Origin of the sequence: Sphingomonas astragali (genome assembly GCF_051400615.1) — a bacterium.
Taxonomy (GTDB): domain Bacteria; phylum Pseudomonadota; class Alphaproteobacteria; order Sphingomonadales; family Sphingomonadaceae; genus Sphingomonas.
The window spans coordinates 228,905-244,506 of the sequence record NZ_JBLFFH010000002.1; the positions used below are offsets into that span (position 1 = coordinate 228,905).

The 15,602-nt window shown below is 68.0% G+C and carries 19 protein-coding genes, 1 other RNA gene and 1 pseudogene; 17 read left to right on the plus strand and 4 right to left on the minus strand.

What is annotated here, in order from left to right:
* Positions 1–11 precede the first annotated feature (11 nt).
* From ACMGER_RS09335 to ACMGER_RS09380, 10 genes are all read left to right on the plus strand, one after another.
* Complete coding sequence (locus tag ACMGER_RS09335) at positions 12–425, plus strand: M67 family metallopeptidase (RefSeq protein WP_436811882.1); 414 nt, start codon at positions 12–14, stop codon at positions 423–425.
* A gap of 196 nt (positions 426–621) precedes the next feature.
* Entirely contained in the window at positions 622–1,269 is a 648-nt protein-coding gene (locus ACMGER_RS09340; RefSeq protein ID WP_436811883.1) for a histidine phosphotransferase family protein, read from the plus strand.
* 211 nt (positions 1,270–1,480) lie between these two features.
* Positions 1,481–3,787: a chemotaxis protein CheA gene (locus tag ACMGER_RS09345; protein ID WP_436811884.1), complete on the plus strand. Its 2,307-nt coding sequence runs from the start codon at positions 1,481–1,483 to the stop codon at positions 3,785–3,787.
* On the plus strand, positions 3,784–4,206 hold the full coding sequence (locus ACMGER_RS09350) for a chemotaxis protein CheW (RefSeq protein WP_436811885.1): 423 nt from the start codon (positions 3,784–3,786) through the stop codon (positions 4,204–4,206). The genes ACMGER_RS09345 and ACMGER_RS09350 overlap by 4 nt, the downstream gene beginning before the upstream one ends.
* 99 nt (positions 4,207–4,305) lie before the next feature.
* A complete protein-coding gene (locus ACMGER_RS09355; protein ID WP_436811886.1) occupies positions 4,306–4,671 on the plus strand; it encodes a response regulator in 366 nt (121 codons plus the stop codon).
* Positions 4,672–4,952: 281 nt separating this feature from the next.
* Positions 4,953–6,029, plus strand: a complete 1,077-nt coding sequence (locus ACMGER_RS09360) for a chemotaxis protein CheB (protein WP_436811887.1) — start codon at positions 4,953–4,955, stop codon at positions 6,027–6,029.
* On the plus strand, positions 6,029–6,859 hold the full coding sequence (locus ACMGER_RS09365) for a CheR family methyltransferase (RefSeq protein ID WP_436811888.1): 831 nt from the start codon (positions 6,029–6,031) through the stop codon (positions 6,857–6,859). Before ACMGER_RS09360 ends, ACMGER_RS09365 begins: the two co-directional genes overlap by 1 nt.
* 39 nt (positions 6,860–6,898) lie before the next feature.
* The gene (locus tag ACMGER_RS09370) at positions 6,899–7,588 is read left to right on the plus strand and encodes an N-acetylmuramoyl-L-alanine amidase (RefSeq protein WP_436812850.1); all 690 of its coding nucleotides are present in this window, start codon (positions 6,899–6,901) and stop codon (positions 7,586–7,588) included.
* A 73-nt stretch (positions 7,589–7,661) separates the two neighbouring features.
* Positions 7,662–8,021: RNase P RNA component class A (gene rnpB, locus ACMGER_RS09375), an RNA gene on the plus strand.
* A gap of 140 nt (positions 8,022–8,161) precedes the next feature.
* Positions 8,162–8,458 (plus strand): hypothetical protein, encoded by a 297-nt coding sequence (locus ACMGER_RS09380; protein ID WP_436811889.1) that lies wholly within the window; start codon positions 8,162–8,164, stop codon positions 8,456–8,458.
* 89 nt (positions 8,459–8,547) lie between these two features.
* Here the strand turns inward: ACMGER_RS09380 and rplI are convergent, their stop codons facing one another.
* The 4 genes from rplI to ACMGER_RS09400 form a co-directional block, all read right to left on the minus strand.
* Positions 8,548–9,156 (minus strand): 50S ribosomal protein L9, encoded by a 609-nt coding sequence (rplI, locus tag ACMGER_RS09385; protein WP_436811890.1) that lies wholly within the window; start codon positions 9,154–9,156, stop codon positions 8,548–8,550.
* 12 nt (positions 9,157–9,168) lie between these two features.
* Positions 9,169–9,393: a 30S ribosomal protein S18 gene (gene rpsR, locus ACMGER_RS09390; protein ID WP_233782309.1), complete on the minus strand. Its 225-nt coding sequence runs from the start codon at positions 9,391–9,393 to the stop codon at positions 9,169–9,171.
* A complete protein-coding gene (gene rpsF, locus ACMGER_RS09395) occupies positions 9,393–9,797 on the minus strand; it encodes a 30S ribosomal protein S6 (protein WP_436811891.1) in 405 nt (134 codons plus the stop codon). Before rpsF ends, rpsR begins: the two co-directional genes overlap by 1 nt.
* 160 nt (positions 9,798–9,957) lie before the next feature.
* The gene (locus ACMGER_RS09400) at positions 9,958–10,314 is read right to left on the minus strand and encodes an RcnB family protein (RefSeq protein ID WP_436811892.1); all 357 of its coding nucleotides are present in this window, start codon (positions 10,312–10,314) and stop codon (positions 9,958–9,960) included.
* A 201-nt stretch (positions 10,315–10,515) separates the two neighbouring features.
* Here ACMGER_RS09400 and fabD point away from each other — a divergent pair, with 201 nt between their 5' ends.
* From fabD to ACMGER_RS09435, 7 genes and pseudogenes are all read left to right on the plus strand, one after another.
* Positions 10,516–11,451 (plus strand): ACP S-malonyltransferase, encoded by a 936-nt coding sequence (fabD, locus tag ACMGER_RS09405; RefSeq protein ID WP_436811893.1) that lies wholly within the window; start codon positions 10,516–10,518, stop codon positions 11,449–11,451.
* A 64-nt stretch (positions 11,452–11,515) separates the two neighbouring features.
* A pseudogene (locus tag ACMGER_RS09410) lies at positions 11,516–11,892 on the plus strand (GxxExxY protein).
* A gap of 51 nt (positions 11,893–11,943) precedes the next feature.
* Positions 11,944–12,684: a 3-oxoacyl-[acyl-carrier-protein] reductase gene (gene fabG, locus ACMGER_RS09415; RefSeq protein ID WP_436811894.1), complete on the plus strand. Its 741-nt coding sequence runs from the start codon at positions 11,944–11,946 to the stop codon at positions 12,682–12,684.
* Positions 12,685–12,768: 84 nt separating this feature from the next.
* Positions 12,769–13,005, plus strand: coding sequence for an acyl carrier protein (locus ACMGER_RS09420; RefSeq protein WP_233782315.1), 237 nt, complete (start codon positions 12,769–12,771; stop codon positions 13,003–13,005).
* Between the two features lie 126 nt (positions 13,006–13,131).
* Positions 13,132–14,391 (plus strand): beta-ketoacyl-ACP synthase II, encoded by a 1,260-nt coding sequence (gene fabF, locus ACMGER_RS09425; protein ID WP_436811895.1) that lies wholly within the window; start codon positions 13,132–13,134, stop codon positions 14,389–14,391.
* Between the two features lie 6 nt (positions 14,392–14,397).
* Positions 14,398–15,366 carry an endolytic transglycosylase MltG gene (gene mltG, locus ACMGER_RS09430; protein ID WP_436811896.1) on the plus strand — a complete coding sequence of 323 codons (969 nt, stop codon included), beginning with the start codon at positions 14,398–14,400 and terminating at the stop codon, positions 15,364–15,366.
* Positions 15,366–15,569 (plus strand): hypothetical protein, encoded by a 204-nt coding sequence (locus ACMGER_RS09435; protein WP_436811897.1) that lies wholly within the window; start codon positions 15,366–15,368, stop codon positions 15,567–15,569. Before mltG ends, ACMGER_RS09435 begins: the two co-directional genes overlap by 1 nt.
* Positions 15,570–15,602 lie beyond the last annotated feature (33 nt).

Below are 15,602 nucleotides of genomic sequence, written 5' to 3' on the forward strand. Positions count from 1 at the left end.
GGGAGATGGTGATGCGGTGCGAAATTTCAAGGTCCGTCCTCGACGACATCCATGCCGAGGCGGAAGCCTTTCCCTTCCAGGAGACGTGCGGACTGCTCTTCGGTACACCTGCGAGGATAACCACTCATCTCCGGTGCCGAAATGTCGCGCCTGATCCCCGCAAGGCTTTTGAAATCGACCCCACGCAGTTGATTGCGGCCTATAAAGGAGCCCGACAAGGCGGACCGTCGATTGTCGGCTGCTACCATTCCCATCCGCTCGGAGCACCGGAGCCATCTCTTCAGGATGCCGCTGCGGCCGAGCCGAACGGTTGGATTTGGCTGATCGTCGCCGGTCGAGGCACCGGCTGCTGGCGTGCCGTCCCGGAAGGCCCACGCGTGGGCCGCTTCGAAGCGGTGCCGTATAGCGTTGTACCGGATCACTAGGCTCTGTCCGGATTAAGTGGAATTTGTGCTCCTCGCGAAGGCAGGAGCCCTGGATCACAAGTGTATCGTTTGCGGCCGAGGCTCCCACCTTCGCAGGAGCACTGGCACTGCTTCAATCCGGACAGGACGAACTCTGGCCGGTTGCAGCGGCCTGAGGCTTCCGCCAAAAGACCTGCCTGTTGACCGGAGCGATGATTTGAACCTTTCCGCCACCGATTTCGCGAGCCTGCTCTGCTCACGGCTCTGCCACGACCTGCTGTCCCCCGTCGGCGCGCTCAACAACGGGCTCGAGCTGCTGGCGGACGAGACCGATCCGGCGATGCGCGATCGCTGCCTGGAGCTCCTGTCCGAAAGCGCGCGCGCGTCGGCCAACAAGCTCAAATTCTTCCGCCTCGCGTTCGGTGCCGCGGGCGGCTTCGGCGACAGCGTCGACACGCGGGAGGCGCAGGCGGCGATCGCCGGGCTGTTCGGCGACAACCATCGCGTGAAGCTGGGCTGGCTGATCGACGAGGCGCAGCTGCCCAAGGGCGCAGTCAAGGTGCTGCTCAACCTGGCGCTGATCGCCGGGGAGGCGCTGGTGCGCGGCGGGCAGCTCGACATCGGCGCCGAGGTGGCGTCGGGGCAGATCGAGATCGTGGTGCGGGCGGAAGGGCCGCGCATCGTGCTGGACGACGAGTTGCGCGATGCCCTGACCGGCCGCGGCGGCGACGCGCCGGTGACGCCGCGGTCGGCCGCGGCGCACCTTGCTCGCGCGCTGGTGAGCGAGGCGGGCGGGGCACTGCAGGTCTCGGAGCCGGGGGCGCCGGTGCTGCTGTTCGGGGCGGCGTTCAGGGGCGCTGGTTAAGGATACCGGTTCTTCCCACTGTCACCCCGGACTTGTTCCGGGGTCCACCGGGAGGCTAGCGACAGGCAGAGGCTCCTTCCGCTGTATTGGCGGCGCAGTGGACCCCCGGAACAAATCCGGGGTGACGGAGGATTTGCGGCACGGCTGGTCCTCTAAACGCCGTTTTAACCCTGTCACGGGCAAGAACCCCGCGCGAGACGTGCGGGGAACGATGGACGACCTTCTCCAGGAATTCATTGCGGAGACGCGCGAGACGCTGGAGGCGCTCTCGGGCGAGATCGTGGCGTGGGAGGCCGATCCGGGGGATCGCGCCCGGCTCGACGCCATCTTCCGCTTCGTTCACACCGTGAAGGGAAGCTGCGGCTTCCTCGACCTGCCGCGCCTTGCCCGGCTCAGCCATGCCGCCGAGGACGTGCTCGCCGCCGTCCGTGCGGGCGAGCGTACGCCCGACCGCGCGCTGGTCAACGCCGTGCTCGCGGTGGTCGACCGTATCGGCGAGCTGGTCGAGGCGATCGACGCCGGTAGCGCCATCGCCGACACCGGCGAGGACCTGCTGATCGCCGCGCTGGCGGAAGGATCGCAGGAGGTCGCGCAGGCGACCCCGTCCGCGCTGCGCGCGCCGTCGCGCAGCGTCCGCCTCGGCGTCGATCTGCTCGACCGGATGATGAGCGGCATGTCCGACATGGTGCTGGCGAGGAACGAGCTCGCGCGGCGCCTGCGCGACGATGATCCCGACCCGGCGCTGGAGGCGGCGCTCGAACGCCTGTCCGCCACCGTCGCCGACATGCGCGAGACCGTCACGCGCACGCGGATGCAGAAGATCGACCAGCTCTTCTCCGCGCTGCCCCGCATGGTGCGCGACACCGCGGCGAGCCTCGGCAAGTCGGTGACGCTGTCGATCGAGGGCGCCGATGTCGAGCTCGACCGCGAGATGATCGAGGCGCTGCGCGACCCCCTCGGCCACATCATCCGCAACGCGATCGACCATGGCATCGAGGACCCCGCCCGCCGCCGCGCGCTCGGCAAGCGCGAGAACGGGCGGCTCGGCGTCTCCGCCCGCCAGTCGGGCAACCAGATCATCGTCGAGATCGCCGACGACGGCGCCGGCATCGATATCGAGCGCGTCATCGCGAAGCTGGTCGCGAACGGCCGCAGCGAGCGCGAGCTGCGCAGCCTGTCCGAGCGCGGGCGGCTCGACCTAGTGTTCGAGCCGGGCCTGTCGACCAGGGACGAGGTGACCGACATCTCCGGCCGCGGCGTCGGCATGGACGTGGTGCGCACCTCGATCGAGCAGATCGGCGGGCGGGTGGAGCTGGACAGCGCGCCCGGCAAGGGGCTGCGTATCGCCATCCATGTGCCGCTGACGCTGTCGATCATTCCGACGATTGTCGTGCGGGTGGGGGACCAGCGCTTCGCCATCCCGCGCCAGGCGATCGAGGAGATCGTCAACGAGTATGGCGAGACGATCCGCGTCGACCAGGTCGGCAACAGCTTCGTCGCGACAGTGCGCGAGCGGCGACTGCCGCTGGTCGACCTCGGCGAGCGGCTGGGCATCGCCCGCGCCGATGCTGCGGCCGGACGGATGCTGGCGATCGTCGGGCTCGGCGTCGGCAGCTTCGCGCTGGCGGTCGATTCGGTGCTCGACGCCGAGGAGCTGGTGATCAAGCCGGCGGCGCCGGCGGTGATGGCGTCGGGACTCTATGCCGGGCAGACGCTGCCCGACAGCGGTCGGCCGATGCTGATGATCGACTGCGCCGGCATCGCCGCCGACGCCGGGCTGCGTTTCGAGCGGCGGATCGGCGCCGAGGACGAGGCCGAGCCGGAGGCGGAAGCCGCCGGTACGCCCGCGCTGCTGTTCCGCGATCTCGACAACATGGTCCGCGCGGTGCCGCTGGCGGTGGTCGACCGCGTCGAGGAGGTCGGCGGCGGCGCGGCGTCGTTCGCGGCGGGGTCGCTGCGCCTCGCGATCGACGGGCATATCATCCCGCTGGCGGCGCTGGGCGAGATCGCCGGGCGCGAGCGGCTGGGCGTGCTGCGCCTGCGCGATGGCGCCGGCGAGATCGGCTATGCGATGGGCGAGGCGCTCGACATCGTCGCGCTGCCCGACGAGATCGCTCCGCCGCGTGCGCCGGGGCCGGTCGCCGGCGTGGCGCTGGTCGGCGGCGAGCCGGTCGAGCTGCTCGACGTGCACTGGCTGTTCGCCGCCCATGCCGAGCGTGCGGCGGCCGGCGCCAATGCGGTGCGGATCGTCGACAGCGCCGACGGCTGGATGAGCATTTTCCTTCGCCCTATCCTGGAGCAGGCCGGTTATCGTGTGGTCGCTTCCTCGGATCAGGGGGAAGGGACGGTCGCCACGCTCGCCTTCGACGATGCCGCGATCGCGCCCGGCCATCCCGCGCCGGTCGTGCGACTACGACGCGAGCGTGTCGCCGGTGCCGGGACCGACAGCATCTATCGCTATGACCGCGCCGGCATCCTGGCTGCGGTGCAGCGCCAGCTTGCGAGAGAGGGGCAGTGACCGCGCTCTATCTCGTCGCCCAGATCGCCGGACGCACCGTCGCGATCGAAGCGGACCAGGTCGAATCGGTGGTCGACATCGGCGAGGTGACCGCGGTGCCGCGCGCCGCCGCGATCGTGCGCGGGCTGGCGGCGCTGCGCAGCCGGGTGATCACGGTGATCGACACCCGCGTGGCGCTGGGGCTGCCGGCCGAGGACGGGCCCGGCCGCGCGGTGATCGTGCGCGCCGACGGGCACCATTATGCGCTGCTGGTCGACGCGCTGGAGGATGTTGCGCAGTTCACGCTTCAGCCGCTCGCCAACGGCGTGGCCCTCGACCCCGCCTGGAGCGCGATCGCGCGCGGGCTGATCGAGCGTGACGGCGAGCCGGTGCTGGCGATCGATCTCGCCGCACTGATCCCGGCCGGCGCGGTGGTCTGATGAGGATGTCGATGTTATCGATCACGCACCTCGATTAACGCGACGCTTACTCTTGTGAGGCACAAGGCGTCATCCGGTGCAGCAACAGAGTGGCTGAAGATGAAATCCTGCCTCGTCGTCGACGACTCCAAGGTGATTCGCAAGGTCGCGCGGCATATCCTCGAGACCCTCGATTTCGAGGTGCGCGAGGCCGGCGACGGCCGCGAGGCGCTGGACAGCTGCATGGCGACGCTGCCGGACGTGATCCTGCTCGACTGGAACATGCCGGTGATGAGCGGGATGGATTTCCTCCGCGCGCTGCGCGAGAGCGAGCTCGCCCACAAGCCCAAGGTGGTATTCTGCACCACCGAGAACGGCATGGCCTATATCCGCGCCGCGATCGAGGCGGGCGCCGACGAATATGTCATGAAGCCGTTCGACCGCGAGACGCTCGAGAGCAAGCTTCAGATCGTCGGTGTCGCCTAAGGGTCCCAAACTCACGCAGGACAGGGTCGTGACGGAGCGGATTTTGGCGCCAGGCAACAAGCGAGGAGGGAGCGATGCCATATGCATCGTGACCGACGAGCGACGCTGCCTGGCGCCAAAATCCGCCCGCCGCTTCGCGGTCGTCCGTAGAAGGCCGCCGAGCGGCGTCGCTTGCTTGCGCGTAGCTTCAGCTACGCGTCTGCGCTGCGCTCCTTGTCGGCCGCCTTCTACGGACGATCACGATCCTGTCCTGAGTGAGTTTGGACCCTAAGCGCGGCGCCGTGGCATTCTCCTCCATCCTCGCTGATCTCGCCGAGGCGGGAGAGGCCGCGCCCGCGTCCGTCCTGATCGTCGACGATTCGGTGGTCGCGCGCGCGGCGCTCGGCCGGATGATCGACGCGACCAGCCGGTTCGTGGTGGCGGGCGCCGTCGGCACCGCGCGCGAGGCGCTCGCGTTCCTGGCGGCGCACAAGGTCGAGATCATCCTGCTCGACCTGGAGATGCCCGGCATCGACGGCCTGACCGCGCTGCCCGATCTGGTCGCGGCGGGGCAGGGGGCGCGGGTCCTCGTCGTCTCCTCCACCGCCGCCGATGGTGCCGCGGCGACGGTGCACGCGCTCGCGCTCGGGGCCGCCGATACGCTGGAGAAGCCGGTCACCGGTTTCGCTCGCCGTTTCGCCGAGGTGCTGGAGGAGCGGCTCGGCCGCCTGATCGAGTCCGCGCCGGAGACGGTGGTGCTGCCGGTCGGCCCGCCCCGGCGCACGCTGCCGGCGCTGCCGGCGTTCGACATCGTCGCGATCGGTGCCTCGACGGGCGGCATCCATGCGCTGTCGCGGCTGCTGCGGGCGATTCCAACGAGCTTCCGGACGCCGATCCTGATCACCCAGCATCTGCCGGCGTCGTTCATGCCCTATTTCGCGGCGCAACTCGCGCTGCTGGCCGGACGGCCGTGCGACGTCGCCGAGGAGCGGATGCCGATCCGATCCGGACGGATCGTGGTCGCACCGGGCGATGCGCACCTGCGCTGCGCGCGCGGGATGGACGGCGGGATCGTCGCCCGGCTCACCCGCGAGGCGAGCGCGAGCGGATGCACGCCGTCGGTCGATCCGATGTTCGCGTCGATCGCCGAGGTGTTCGGACCGCGCGCGCTCGGCGTGGTGCTGTCGGGCATGGGGCGCGACGGCAGCATCGGCGCGCAGGACGTGCTCGCCGCCGGGGGATCGATGCTGGTGCAGGACCGCGCGAGCTCGGTGGTGTGGGGAATGCCGGGCGCGGTCGCCAACGGCGCCGGTGCGACCGCGGTGCTGCCGCCCGACGAGATCGGGCAGGCGATCGCCGGACGGGGCACGCGGCCGTGATGCAGCAGACTATCGTGCGGGGGACGATGCTGGGCGGAGCCATGGATACGATCGCCGCGCTGCTCGAGCAGCGCACGGGACAGCAGATCGCCGCCAGCCGGTCGTGGCGGCTGGAGGCGGCGCTGAAGCCGATCCTTCGCGAACTGGGGATGACGAGCTTGGATGATCTGGTGAACGGTCTCGTCGCCTCGCGCGACGGTGCGCTGTCCGACCGCGTGGTCGACGCACTGCTCAATCAGGAGACATCGTTCTTCCGCGATGCTCCGGTGCTGGAGATGGCGGGGGATGCGCTGATCGCGATGAAGCGGGAAGCGCGGGGGCGGCGGCTGCGCATCTGGTCGGCGGGCTGCTCGACCGGGCAGGAGCCGCTGAGCGTCGCGATGCTGCTCCACGAGCGCCGGCTGATCGAGGACAGCATCGCACCGGAGATCGTCGCGACCGACGTGTCGCCAGGTGCGATCGGTCGTGCCCGCGCCGCGCGCTATTCGCAGTTCGAGGTGCAGCGCGGGCTTTCGATTCACCGCATGATCGCTTGGTTCGAGGGGGAGGGGGCCGAGTGGACCGCCAAGCGCGAGCTGGTCGGCCGCGTTCAGTTCCGCCAGCACAACCTCGTCAGCGATCCGCCGCCGGCGGGAGCGTTCGACCTCGTGCTCTGCCGCAACATCATGCTCTATTTCGCCCCGGACGTGCGCGCGCGGGTGTTCGAGCGGCTGGCGAAGGCGATGCGGCCCGGCAGCCTGCTCGTGCTCGGGGCGAGCGAGACGGTGATCGGACAGACCGACAGGTTCGTGCCGAGCGAGCGCTGGCGGGGATTTTACAAGCTCGCCTAGTTGCGTTTCGCCGCGGGCCGCCCCAATCTCGCGCGGCCCATGGACGTTATCGACGCGCCCTCACTCAATTTCGACGAACGCACGCTGCCGATCTCGATGCTGGTGCTCCATTACACCGGCATGGAGAGTGCCGAAGCGGCGATCGCACGGCTGTGCGATCCGGAGGCGAAGGTCTCCGCCCACTATGTCGTCGCCGAGGACGGCACGGTGCTGCGCCTGGTCGAGGAGGGAAAGCGGGCGTGGCACGCGGGCAAGTCGCATTGGCGCGGGATCACCGACGTCAATTCGGCCTCGATCGGGATCGAGATCGTCAATCCGGGGCACGAGTTCGGCTATCGGCCGTTCCCGGACGAGCAGATCGACGCGGTGATCCGGCTCGTCGCCGACGTCAAGGAGCGGCACGGCCTGACGCGCGGCAACATCGTCGGCCATTCCGACGTCGCCCCGGCGCGCAAGCGCGATCCCGGCGAATTGTTCCCCTGGGGCAAGCTCGCGCGGCTGCGCCTGGCGCTGCCGCGGCCGACCAGGAACCTAATGGATCCGCACTGGACCGAGGCGGGTTTCCTGCTCGCGCTCGAACGCTTCGGTTACGACGTGACCGAGCCGATGGCGGCGATCATGGCCTTCCAGCGCCGCTTCCGGCCCGAGCTGATCGACGGCGAGATCGACGCCGAATGCCGCATGATCCTGCTCGCGCTGCTGCTGCCCAAGCCGCAGGGGGATGATTAAAGGTAAAACCCCTCTCCCAAAGGGAGAGGGACAGTGGTGGCGTTTCTCGGCGAGATAGCTATATCCCCCGTTGCCAGAGGGTCGGGCGGCCGCGTGTTTCGGCACGAGGAAAGTCCGGGCTCCACGGAACGACGGTGGCGGGTAACGCCCGCCGGGGGCGACCCCAGGGACAGTGCCACAGAGAGCAGACCGCCCCGCTTCGGCAGGGCAAGGGTGAAAGGGTGCGGTAAGAGCGCACCGCGCGACCGGTGACGGGAGCGGCATGGTAAACCCCACCGGGAGCAAGACCGAATAGGGGCGGCAAATGGGCCTGGTTCCGGCCCGTCGCCCGGGTTGGTTGCTGGAGGCGGCGCGCGAGCGTCGTCCTAGAGGAATGGTCGCCCATCTCCCTTAAGGGAGAGGACAGAACCCGGCTTACAGACCCTCTGGCATGTCCTGCTGTCTTGGCGCGTCGAAGCATATCGCCGCCGGCAAGAAGCGAAATGATCTGGCCTGAAGATCGAACCGCTTGCAGGCAGAGGCTGCTCCGCCCGTTTTCTTCGGTTATAGGGCTCATGATCGAAGGAGGGCGATATGAACATCAAGCTATGGACGGTCGCGATGGCGATCACCCTCGCCGCGCCGGCGATCGGCGCTCAGGATCTTCCCACAGATCAGTTGGAGCGACACGCCGACGTGGTTCGACAGGATATGCTCCTCAAATCGACATTGCGTCACAGCAGAGCTCGTCAGGCTGGCCGTAGCGCGAACCGTGCCACACCGAGCCAGGTCGCCGCTTGCGCAAAGAAGGCCCAGTTCCGTGCCCAATATGGCGCCGATCATGCCAAGGTGAAGAAGCTTTACGCCTTGTGCCGCGCTGTTGGGCTCTGATCGCCATCCAGCGGCCGAAGGGGATCAAAAGAAAAGGCCGCCCGCATCGCTGCGGACGGCCCTTCCAAATTGCATTCGACGGCGAAGGCTCAGCCCTCGGTCGTCTCCTCGGTCGTCTCTTCGGGCTGGACCTCGGCGGTCGCGCCCGGCTCGGCGTTGGGGTCGTAGTCCTCGGTGAAGCCGGTCTGGTCGCGGCCTTCCTCGAACATCGCCGCCATCACGTCGACGCCCTGGGCCTGCATGTCCGCCTCTTCCGGCGAACGCGCGACGTTGACCTTGACCGTCACCGCGACCTCGGCGTGGAGCGCGACCTTCACCTCGTAGACGCCGATCGCCTTGATCGGACGGTCGAGCACGATCGCGGCCTTGGGCACCTTGTGGCCCTCGGCGGCGAGCGCCTCGACCAGGTCGCGGACCGCGACCGAGCCGTAGAGCTGGCCGGTGTTGGACGCCTGGCGGATCAGCGTAACGCTGGCGCCCTCGAGCGTCTTGGACTCCTTCTCGGCTTCGGTGCGGCGGGCGGCGTTCTCCGCCTCGATCCGCTCGCGATTGGCCTCGAAGACCTTGCGGTTGGCGTCGTTGGCGCGCAGCGCCTTCTTGCGCGGCAGGAGGAAGTTGCGGGCGAACCCGTCCTTCACCTTTACCACGTCGCCGATGGCGCCGAGCTTCTCGACGCGCTCAAGCAGGATGACTTCCATGGGTAGCGCTCCTTACTTCACGACGTAGGGCAGAAGGCCCAGGTGACGGGCGCGCTTGATCGCCTGGGCGAGCTCGCGCTGCTTCTTGGCGCTCACCGAGGTGATGCGCGACGGGACGATCTTGCCACGCTCCGACACGAAGCCCTGGAGCAGGCGGACGTCCTTGTAATCGATCCGCGGCGCGTCCTTCGCGGAGAAGGGGCAGCTCTTGCGGCGGCGGAAGAAAGCGCGGGCCATCAGTTCAGCTCCTCTTCGCGGTCACGGCGGGGGCGGTCGCCGCCGCGATCGGGGCGATCGCCGCGACGTTCGCGGTCGCGGTCGGACTTGCGCATCATCACGCTCGGGCCGTTCTCATGCGCGTCGACCTTGACGGTCATGTAGCGGATGACGTCCTCGTTGATCTGGATCTGACGCTCGAGCTCGGCGACGGTGTCGCCGGGGGCGTCGATCTCGAGCATCACATAATGCGCCTTGCGGTTCTTCGCGATGCGGTAGGCGAGGCTGCGGAGGCCCCAGGTCTCGGTCTTGACGACCTTGCCCTTGTGGTCCTCGACGATCTTGGTGGCGGTTTCCGCCAGTGCGTCCACTTGCGCCTGCGCCAGGTCCTGGCGGGCAAGGAACACATGCTCGTACAGAGCCATGTGGTCTTTCCTGTCTTGGCCGATCGCTGACGCCGCCCCATGCGGACGCCCCTCCGGCTGTCGTTCCGTATTCAAACGGCACAGGGGCGGAGAGACTGGCTCTCCGCCCCGGCTGTGGTGCTGCCTCTACGGATTTTCGCCGGAAAGGCAAGCCCCTCGGTTAGTTGAAAGCACCCGCGACGACTGCGCCGATCAGGCCTCCTGCGACAGCAACGAGCACCGCATCGTTGCCCGAGCGCACCCAATGGTAGCCGCGGGGCGGCGCGTAGAGGTGGCGGCCGCGATAGGACTGCCAGTTGTTCACGACCCAGTAGTTGCGGGCATAGCGATGGTCGAACCGCTGGCCCTTGCGCCATGAGCGATAGTTGGTCGTCTTGCGGACGTCGCGCTTCACGACAACGGTCTTGCCAGGAGTGTGGCGCACCACGGTCGACGAGCGGTGCTGGTCGTACGGCGCGGCCATGGCGGGCGCGGCGACCAGCGAAGCGGCGACGGCCGCCAGCATCATCTTCTTCATAAAATTCTCCTCTTTCGGTCACCTCTTCGGCGACAGGAAGGGAGATAGGCGCCGGCTGTCCCGCACCTGTGTCGGTCCGGTCGCGAAATGGTCGCGAAGTGTCGCGGTGCGGAAAGCTTCGTTCATCTTCGCCCGCTTGCCTCGCGCGGGCGGTGCTCCTAACCGGGCGGCTTCGTTCATTCGGGCCGCGAGGAGGGGATCATGCGCGCCTTCATCTTTCCAGGGCAAGGGAGCCAGTCGGTCGGCATGGGCGCGGCGCTCGCAGCGGCGAGCAGCCATGCGCGCGAGGTGCTCCAGGAGGTCGACGACGCGCTGGGGCAGAATCTGTCGCGGCTGATGGCGGAAGGGCCCGAGGACCAGCTGATGCTGACCGAGAATGCCCAGCCGGCGATCATGGCCAACGCGATCGCGGTGCTGCGCGTGCTGGAGCGCGCGGGCGGGATCCGGCTGGCCGACAAGGCGGACTATGTCGCGGGCCATTCGCTCGGCGAGTATACGGCGCTATGCGCGGCGGGGGCGCTCGACCTCGCGACGACGGCGCGGCTGCTGAAGCTGCGCGGGCAGGCGATGCAGGCGGCGGTGCCGGTCGGCATGGGGGCGATGGCGGCGCTGCTCGGCGCGGATCGCGAGAAGGCGCAGGCGATCGCCGACGCCGCCGCCGAGGGCGAGGTGTGCACCATCGCCAACGACAATGATCCCTCGCAGGTGGTGATCTCCGGCGCGGCCGGCGCGATCGAGCGGGCGGTGGCGATCGCCAAGGACATGGGAGCGAAGCGCGCGGTACTGCTGCCGGTGTCGGCGCCGTTCCATTGCCCGCTGATGCAGCCGGCCGCCGAGGCGATGGAAAAGGCGCTGGCCGAGGTCGATCTGCGCGCGCCGCTGGTGCCGATCTATGCCAATGTCACCGCGGCGCCGGTTGCGGATCCGGTCGTCATCAAGGCGCTGCTGGTCGAGCAGGTCACCGGCATGGTGCGCTGGCGCGAATCGGTGGCGGCGATGTGGGATGCCGGAGTGCATGATTTCGTGGAGCTCGGCGGCAAGGTGCTGGGCGCGATGGTCAAGCGCATCGCGCCGGATGCGGTGGTGACGAGCGTGATCACGATGGACGATATCGAGGGGTTGGATAGAGGTTTATAAGAAGAAGGTGGTTCACGCAAAGGCGCAAAGGCGCAAAGGCGCGAAGATGGATGACTTAGAGGCGATGGCAGCCGATGCCATCGATGCGTCGCTGCTGCTCCACCGCGAAATTGGCCCGGGGTTGCTTGAGAGCGTCTATGAGACCTTGTTAGCCGCGGAACTCACGCAGAGGGGATATTCAGTCTTGCGGCAGCAGCCGATTGATTTCACTTTCAACGGTATACGGTTTGATAGTGCGTTTCGCGTCGATCTGCTCGTCGAGTCCAGGCTGGTATCGAGGTCAAGTCGGTCGAGCGATTGATGGGCGTTCACGCCAAGCAGCTGTTGACCTATCTGAGATTGATGCAGCAGCCCCTTGGGCTGCTGATTAATTTTGGTGGCGAGACCCTCAAGGAAGGTCTCCGACGGGTCATCAACAGCTACCAGACCTTCGCGCCTTAGCGCCTTTGCGTGAACCGTTTTTCTTTCTTCTATCTTCCTTTGGAGTGACAGATGTTCGACCTGACAGGCATGACCGCGCTGGTGACCGGCGCTTCGGGCGGGATCGGTTCGGCGATTGCCGAGGCGCTGGCGGGGCAGGGAGCCCGGCTGGCGGTGTCCGGGTCCAATGCGGAGAAACTCGAAGCGTTCCGGGCGAAGCTCGGCGGCGACACGCAAGCGCTCCAGTGCGATTTGTCTGACGGCGCGGCGGTCGATCAGCTCGTGCCGCGGGCGGTGGAGGCGTTGGGCGGGAAGCTCGACATCCTCGTCAACAACGCCGGCGTCACCCGCGACAATCTCGCGATGCGGATGAAGGACGAGGAGTGGGACCAGGTGATCCGCGTCAACCTGGAGGCCGCGTTCCGACTCGCGCGTGCCGCCGCAAGACCAATGATGAAGGCGCGGTTCGGGCGGATCGTGTCGATCACCTCGGTGGTGGGCGTGACCGGGAATCCTGGGCAGGCCAACTACGCCGCCTCCAAGGCAGGGCTGATCGGCATGTCCAAGGCGCTGGCGCAGGAGCTCGCCAGCCGCGGCATCACCGTCAACTGCGTCGCGCCGGGCTTCATCCGCTCGGCGATGACCGACGTGCTGCCCGACGCGCAGAAGGAGGCGCTGCTCGGCCGGATTCCGGCGGGAGATCTGGGTTCGGGCGCGGACATCGGCGCCGCGGTGGTCTATCTCGCCAGTCACGAGGCGAGCTATGTCACCGGCCAGACCTTGCACGTGAACGGCGGCATGGCGATGCCGTGATCCTTGCCGCCCCTTGCAAGGGCATCGGCCGCGCTCTAGTTGCGTTCGGCAACACACACGAACACCCGCTAGAAGGAACAGGGCATGAGCGAAACCGCCGACCGCGTGAAGAAGATCGTCGTCGAGCACCTCGGCGTCGAGGCGGACAAGGTGACCGAGGACGCGAGCTTCATCGACGATCTGGGCGCGGACAGCCTCGACATCGTCGAGCTGGTGATGGCGTTCGAGGAAGAGTTCGGGGTCGAGATCCCGGACGACGCCGCCGAGAAGATCACGACCGTCAAGGACGCGATCGCCTATATCGACGAGCACAAGGGCTGAGTTTCGCCCGAGCCGCTCGCCCCGGCGGGGGTGGACGGATGATTTGCAGCGGCTCCCCGTCCCGGGCATCTCATGGGGCTGGGAGCCGTTGGCGTTTTTGATGAAGATGGGAATACGGAGAGAGCCATGCGTCGCGTCGTCGTGACCGGCCTCGGGCTCGTCACCCCGCTGGGTGCCGATGTCGAGACTGCCTGGAAGAACATCATCGCCGCCAAGTCCGGCGCCGGGACGATCACGCGCTTCGACGCGTCCGACTATGCCTGCGACTATGCGTGCGAGGTGAAGCCGGCGGATCACGAATACGGCTTCGATCCGAACAAGCGCGTCGACCACAAGGTGCAGCGCCAGGTCGATCCGTTCATCGTCTACGGCATCGACGCCGCCGGCCAGGCGATCGAGGACGCGGGCCTTCTCGACATGAGCGAAGAGGAGCGCTTCCGCGCGGGCTGCTCGATCGGGTCGGGAATCGGCGGGCTGCCGGGGATCGAGAGCGAGTCGCTGGTGCTGGAGCACAAGGGGCCGCGCCGCGTGTCCCCGCACTTCGTCCATGGCCGGCTCATCAACCTGATCTCGGGCCAGGTCAGCATCAAATACGGCCTGATGGGGCCGAATCATGCGGTGGTCACCGCCTGCTCGACCGGCGCCCATTCGATCGGCGACGCGGCGCGGATGATCGCGATGGATGATGCCGACGTGATGCTCGCGGGCGGCGCCGAGGGGGCGATCTGTCCGATCGGCATCGCCGGATTCGCGCAGGCCCGTGCGCTCTCCACCGGCTTCAAAGCCAATCCCGAGAAGGCGAGCCGGCCCTATGACCAGGACCGCGACGGCTTCGTGATGGGCGAGGGCGCGGGCGTGGTGGTGCTCGAGGAATATGAGCGTGCGAAGAAGCGCGGCGCCAAGATCTACGCCGAGGTGATCGGCTACGGCCTGTCGGGCGACGCCTATCACGTGACGGCGCCGCATCCCGAGGGCTCGGGCGCGTTCCGGTCGATGGAGATGGCGATGCGCAAGTCGGGGCTCGACCTTGCCGACATCGACTATATCAACGCGCACGGCACCTCGACGCCGCTCGGCGACGAGCTCGAGCTCGGGGCGGTGCGCAGGCTGTTCGGCAACAACATCGCCACGCTGTCGATGAGCTCGACCAAGTCGGCGATCGGGCACCTGCTCGGCGGCGCGGGGGCGGTGGAGAGCATCTTCTGCATCCTGGCGCTGCGCGACCAGGTGGTGCCGCCGACGCTCAACCTCGACAATCCGAGCGAGAATTGCGCGGGCGTCGACCTCGTGCCCCATGTCGCCAAGGAGCGGAAGGTGCGCGCGGTGCTCAACAACAGCTTCGGCTTCGGCGGCACCAACGCATCGCTGGTGATGAGGGCGGTTTAGCCGACCATGCGCAGGCTCGGCTGCCTGGGACTGGTGGTTGGCCTGCTCGCGATCGCGGGCCTGTTCCTCGTCATGCAGAGCTGGGGCGGTCAGGGGCCGCTCCCGCGCAACGCCAGCGTGCTGGTGCCCGAGGGCGCCAGCCTGTCGCGCGCGGCGGTCGAGCTCGAGAAGGCAGGGGCGATCCCCTCGGCGCGGCGGTTCAGGCTGTTCGCCAAGCTGTTCGGCGGCTCGGCGCCGATCCGCGCCGGCGAATATCGGTTGCCGGCGCACATCAGCCAGTCCGATATCCTGAAGCTGCTGCAGGGCGGCAAGACGCTGCAGCGCTTCGTGACGGTGCCGGAGGGCTGGCCGTCGGTGCTCGTCCAGGAGGCGCTGATGAAGGCGCCGCAGCTCACCGGGAAGGTGCCGGCGCCGCCAGAGGGGTCGGTGCTGCCCGACAGCTACGGCTATTCGCGCGGCGACGCGCGGCAGGCGGTGCTGGCGCGGATGCAGCGGGCGATGGACCGCTATCTCGCCGCCGCCTGGGTGAAGCGGAAGCCGGGGATCGCGGTGAAGACTCCGCGCGAGGCGCTGATCCTCGCCTCGATCGTCGAGAAGGAGACCGGCAAGCCCGCCGAGCGGCGGACGGTGGCTGCCGTCTATTCCAACCGGCTGAAGCGGGGAATGCCGCTCCAGGCCGATCCGACGGTGATCTATCCGATCACCAAGGGCAGGCCGCTCGGCCGCCGCATCCTGCGCTCCGAGCTGTTGGCGAGGAATGGGTACAACACCTACGCGATGGCGGGCCTGCCGGTCGGGCCGATCGCCAATCCGGGACGTGCCTCGATCGACGCGGTGCTCGATCCGGCGCCGTCCAACGCGCTCTACTTCGTCGCCGACGGCACCGGCGGGCACGTGTTCGCGGATACGCTGGAGCAGCACAACGCCAATGTGCAGAAGTGGTACGCGATCCGTCGGGCGCGGGGAGAGATGTGATGGTGCTCCGCGTGATCCGCGTGCTGAGTGCGCTGATGCTGCTTGGCGCCAACGGCTTTGCGGCGGGCGTGTTCACCGGTCGCCACATCGCGCTACGTGATCGAGGACGGGTGGATCAACCCGCCGCTCGTCGTCCTCGTGGTGCTGACCTGCTGTTCACGTTGCTGCTGGCTAGTCGTTGGCGCGACGGCGGCTCCGTATAACGACCTCGTCATGCCGGACCGCCACCCCGGCAC

Coding starts and splice junctions, on each gene's coding strand:
- ACMGER_RS09335 (WP_436811882.1), top strand. CDS start 12: ATGCGGTGCGAAATTTCAAGGTCCGTCCTCGACGACATCCATGCCGAG.
- ACMGER_RS09345 (WP_436811884.1), top strand. CDS start 1,481: ATGGACGACCTTCTCCAGGAATTCATTGCGGAGACGCGCGAGACGCTG.
- ACMGER_RS09355 (WP_436811886.1), top strand. CDS start 4,306: ATGAAATCCTGCCTCGTCGTCGACGACTCCAAGGTGATTCGCAAGGTC.
- ACMGER_RS09365 (WP_436811888.1), top strand. CDS start 6,029: ATGCAGCAGACTATCGTGCGGGGGACGATGCTGGGCGGAGCCATGGAT.
- ACMGER_RS09370 (WP_436812850.1), top strand. CDS start 6,899: ATGGACGTTATCGACGCGCCCTCACTCAATTTCGACGAACGCACGCTG.
- ACMGER_RS09380 (WP_436811889.1), top strand. CDS start 8,162: ATGAACATCAAGCTATGGACGGTCGCGATGGCGATCACCCTCGCCGCG.
- rplI (WP_436811890.1), bottom strand. CDS start 9,156: ATGGAAGTCATCCTGCTTGAGCGCGTCGAGAAGCTCGGCGCCATCGGC.
- rpsR (WP_233782309.1), bottom strand. CDS start 9,393: ATGGCCCGCGCTTTCTTCCGCCGCCGCAAGAGCTGCCCCTTCTCCGCG.
- rpsF (WP_436811891.1), bottom strand. CDS start 9,797: ATGGCTCTGTACGAGCATGTGTTCCTTGCCCGCCAGGACCTGGCGCAG.
- ACMGER_RS09400 (WP_436811892.1), bottom strand. CDS start 10,314: ATGAAGAAGATGATGCTGGCGGCCGTCGCCGCTTCGCTGGTCGCCGCG.
- fabD (WP_436811893.1), top strand. CDS start 10,516: ATGCGCGCCTTCATCTTTCCAGGGCAAGGGAGCCAGTCGGTCGGCATG.
- fabG (WP_436811894.1), top strand. CDS start 11,944: ATGTTCGACCTGACAGGCATGACCGCGCTGGTGACCGGCGCTTCGGGC.
- ACMGER_RS09420 (WP_233782315.1), top strand. CDS start 12,769: ATGAGCGAAACCGCCGACCGCGTGAAGAAGATCGTCGTCGAGCACCTC.
- fabF (WP_436811895.1), top strand. CDS start 13,132: ATGCGTCGCGTCGTCGTGACCGGCCTCGGGCTCGTCACCCCGCTGGGT.
- mltG (WP_436811896.1), top strand. CDS start 14,398: ATGCGCAGGCTCGGCTGCCTGGGACTGGTGGTTGGCCTGCTCGCGATC.
- ACMGER_RS09435 (WP_436811897.1), top strand. CDS start 15,366: ATGGTGCTCCGCGTGATCCGCGTGCTGAGTGCGCTGATGCTGCTTGGC.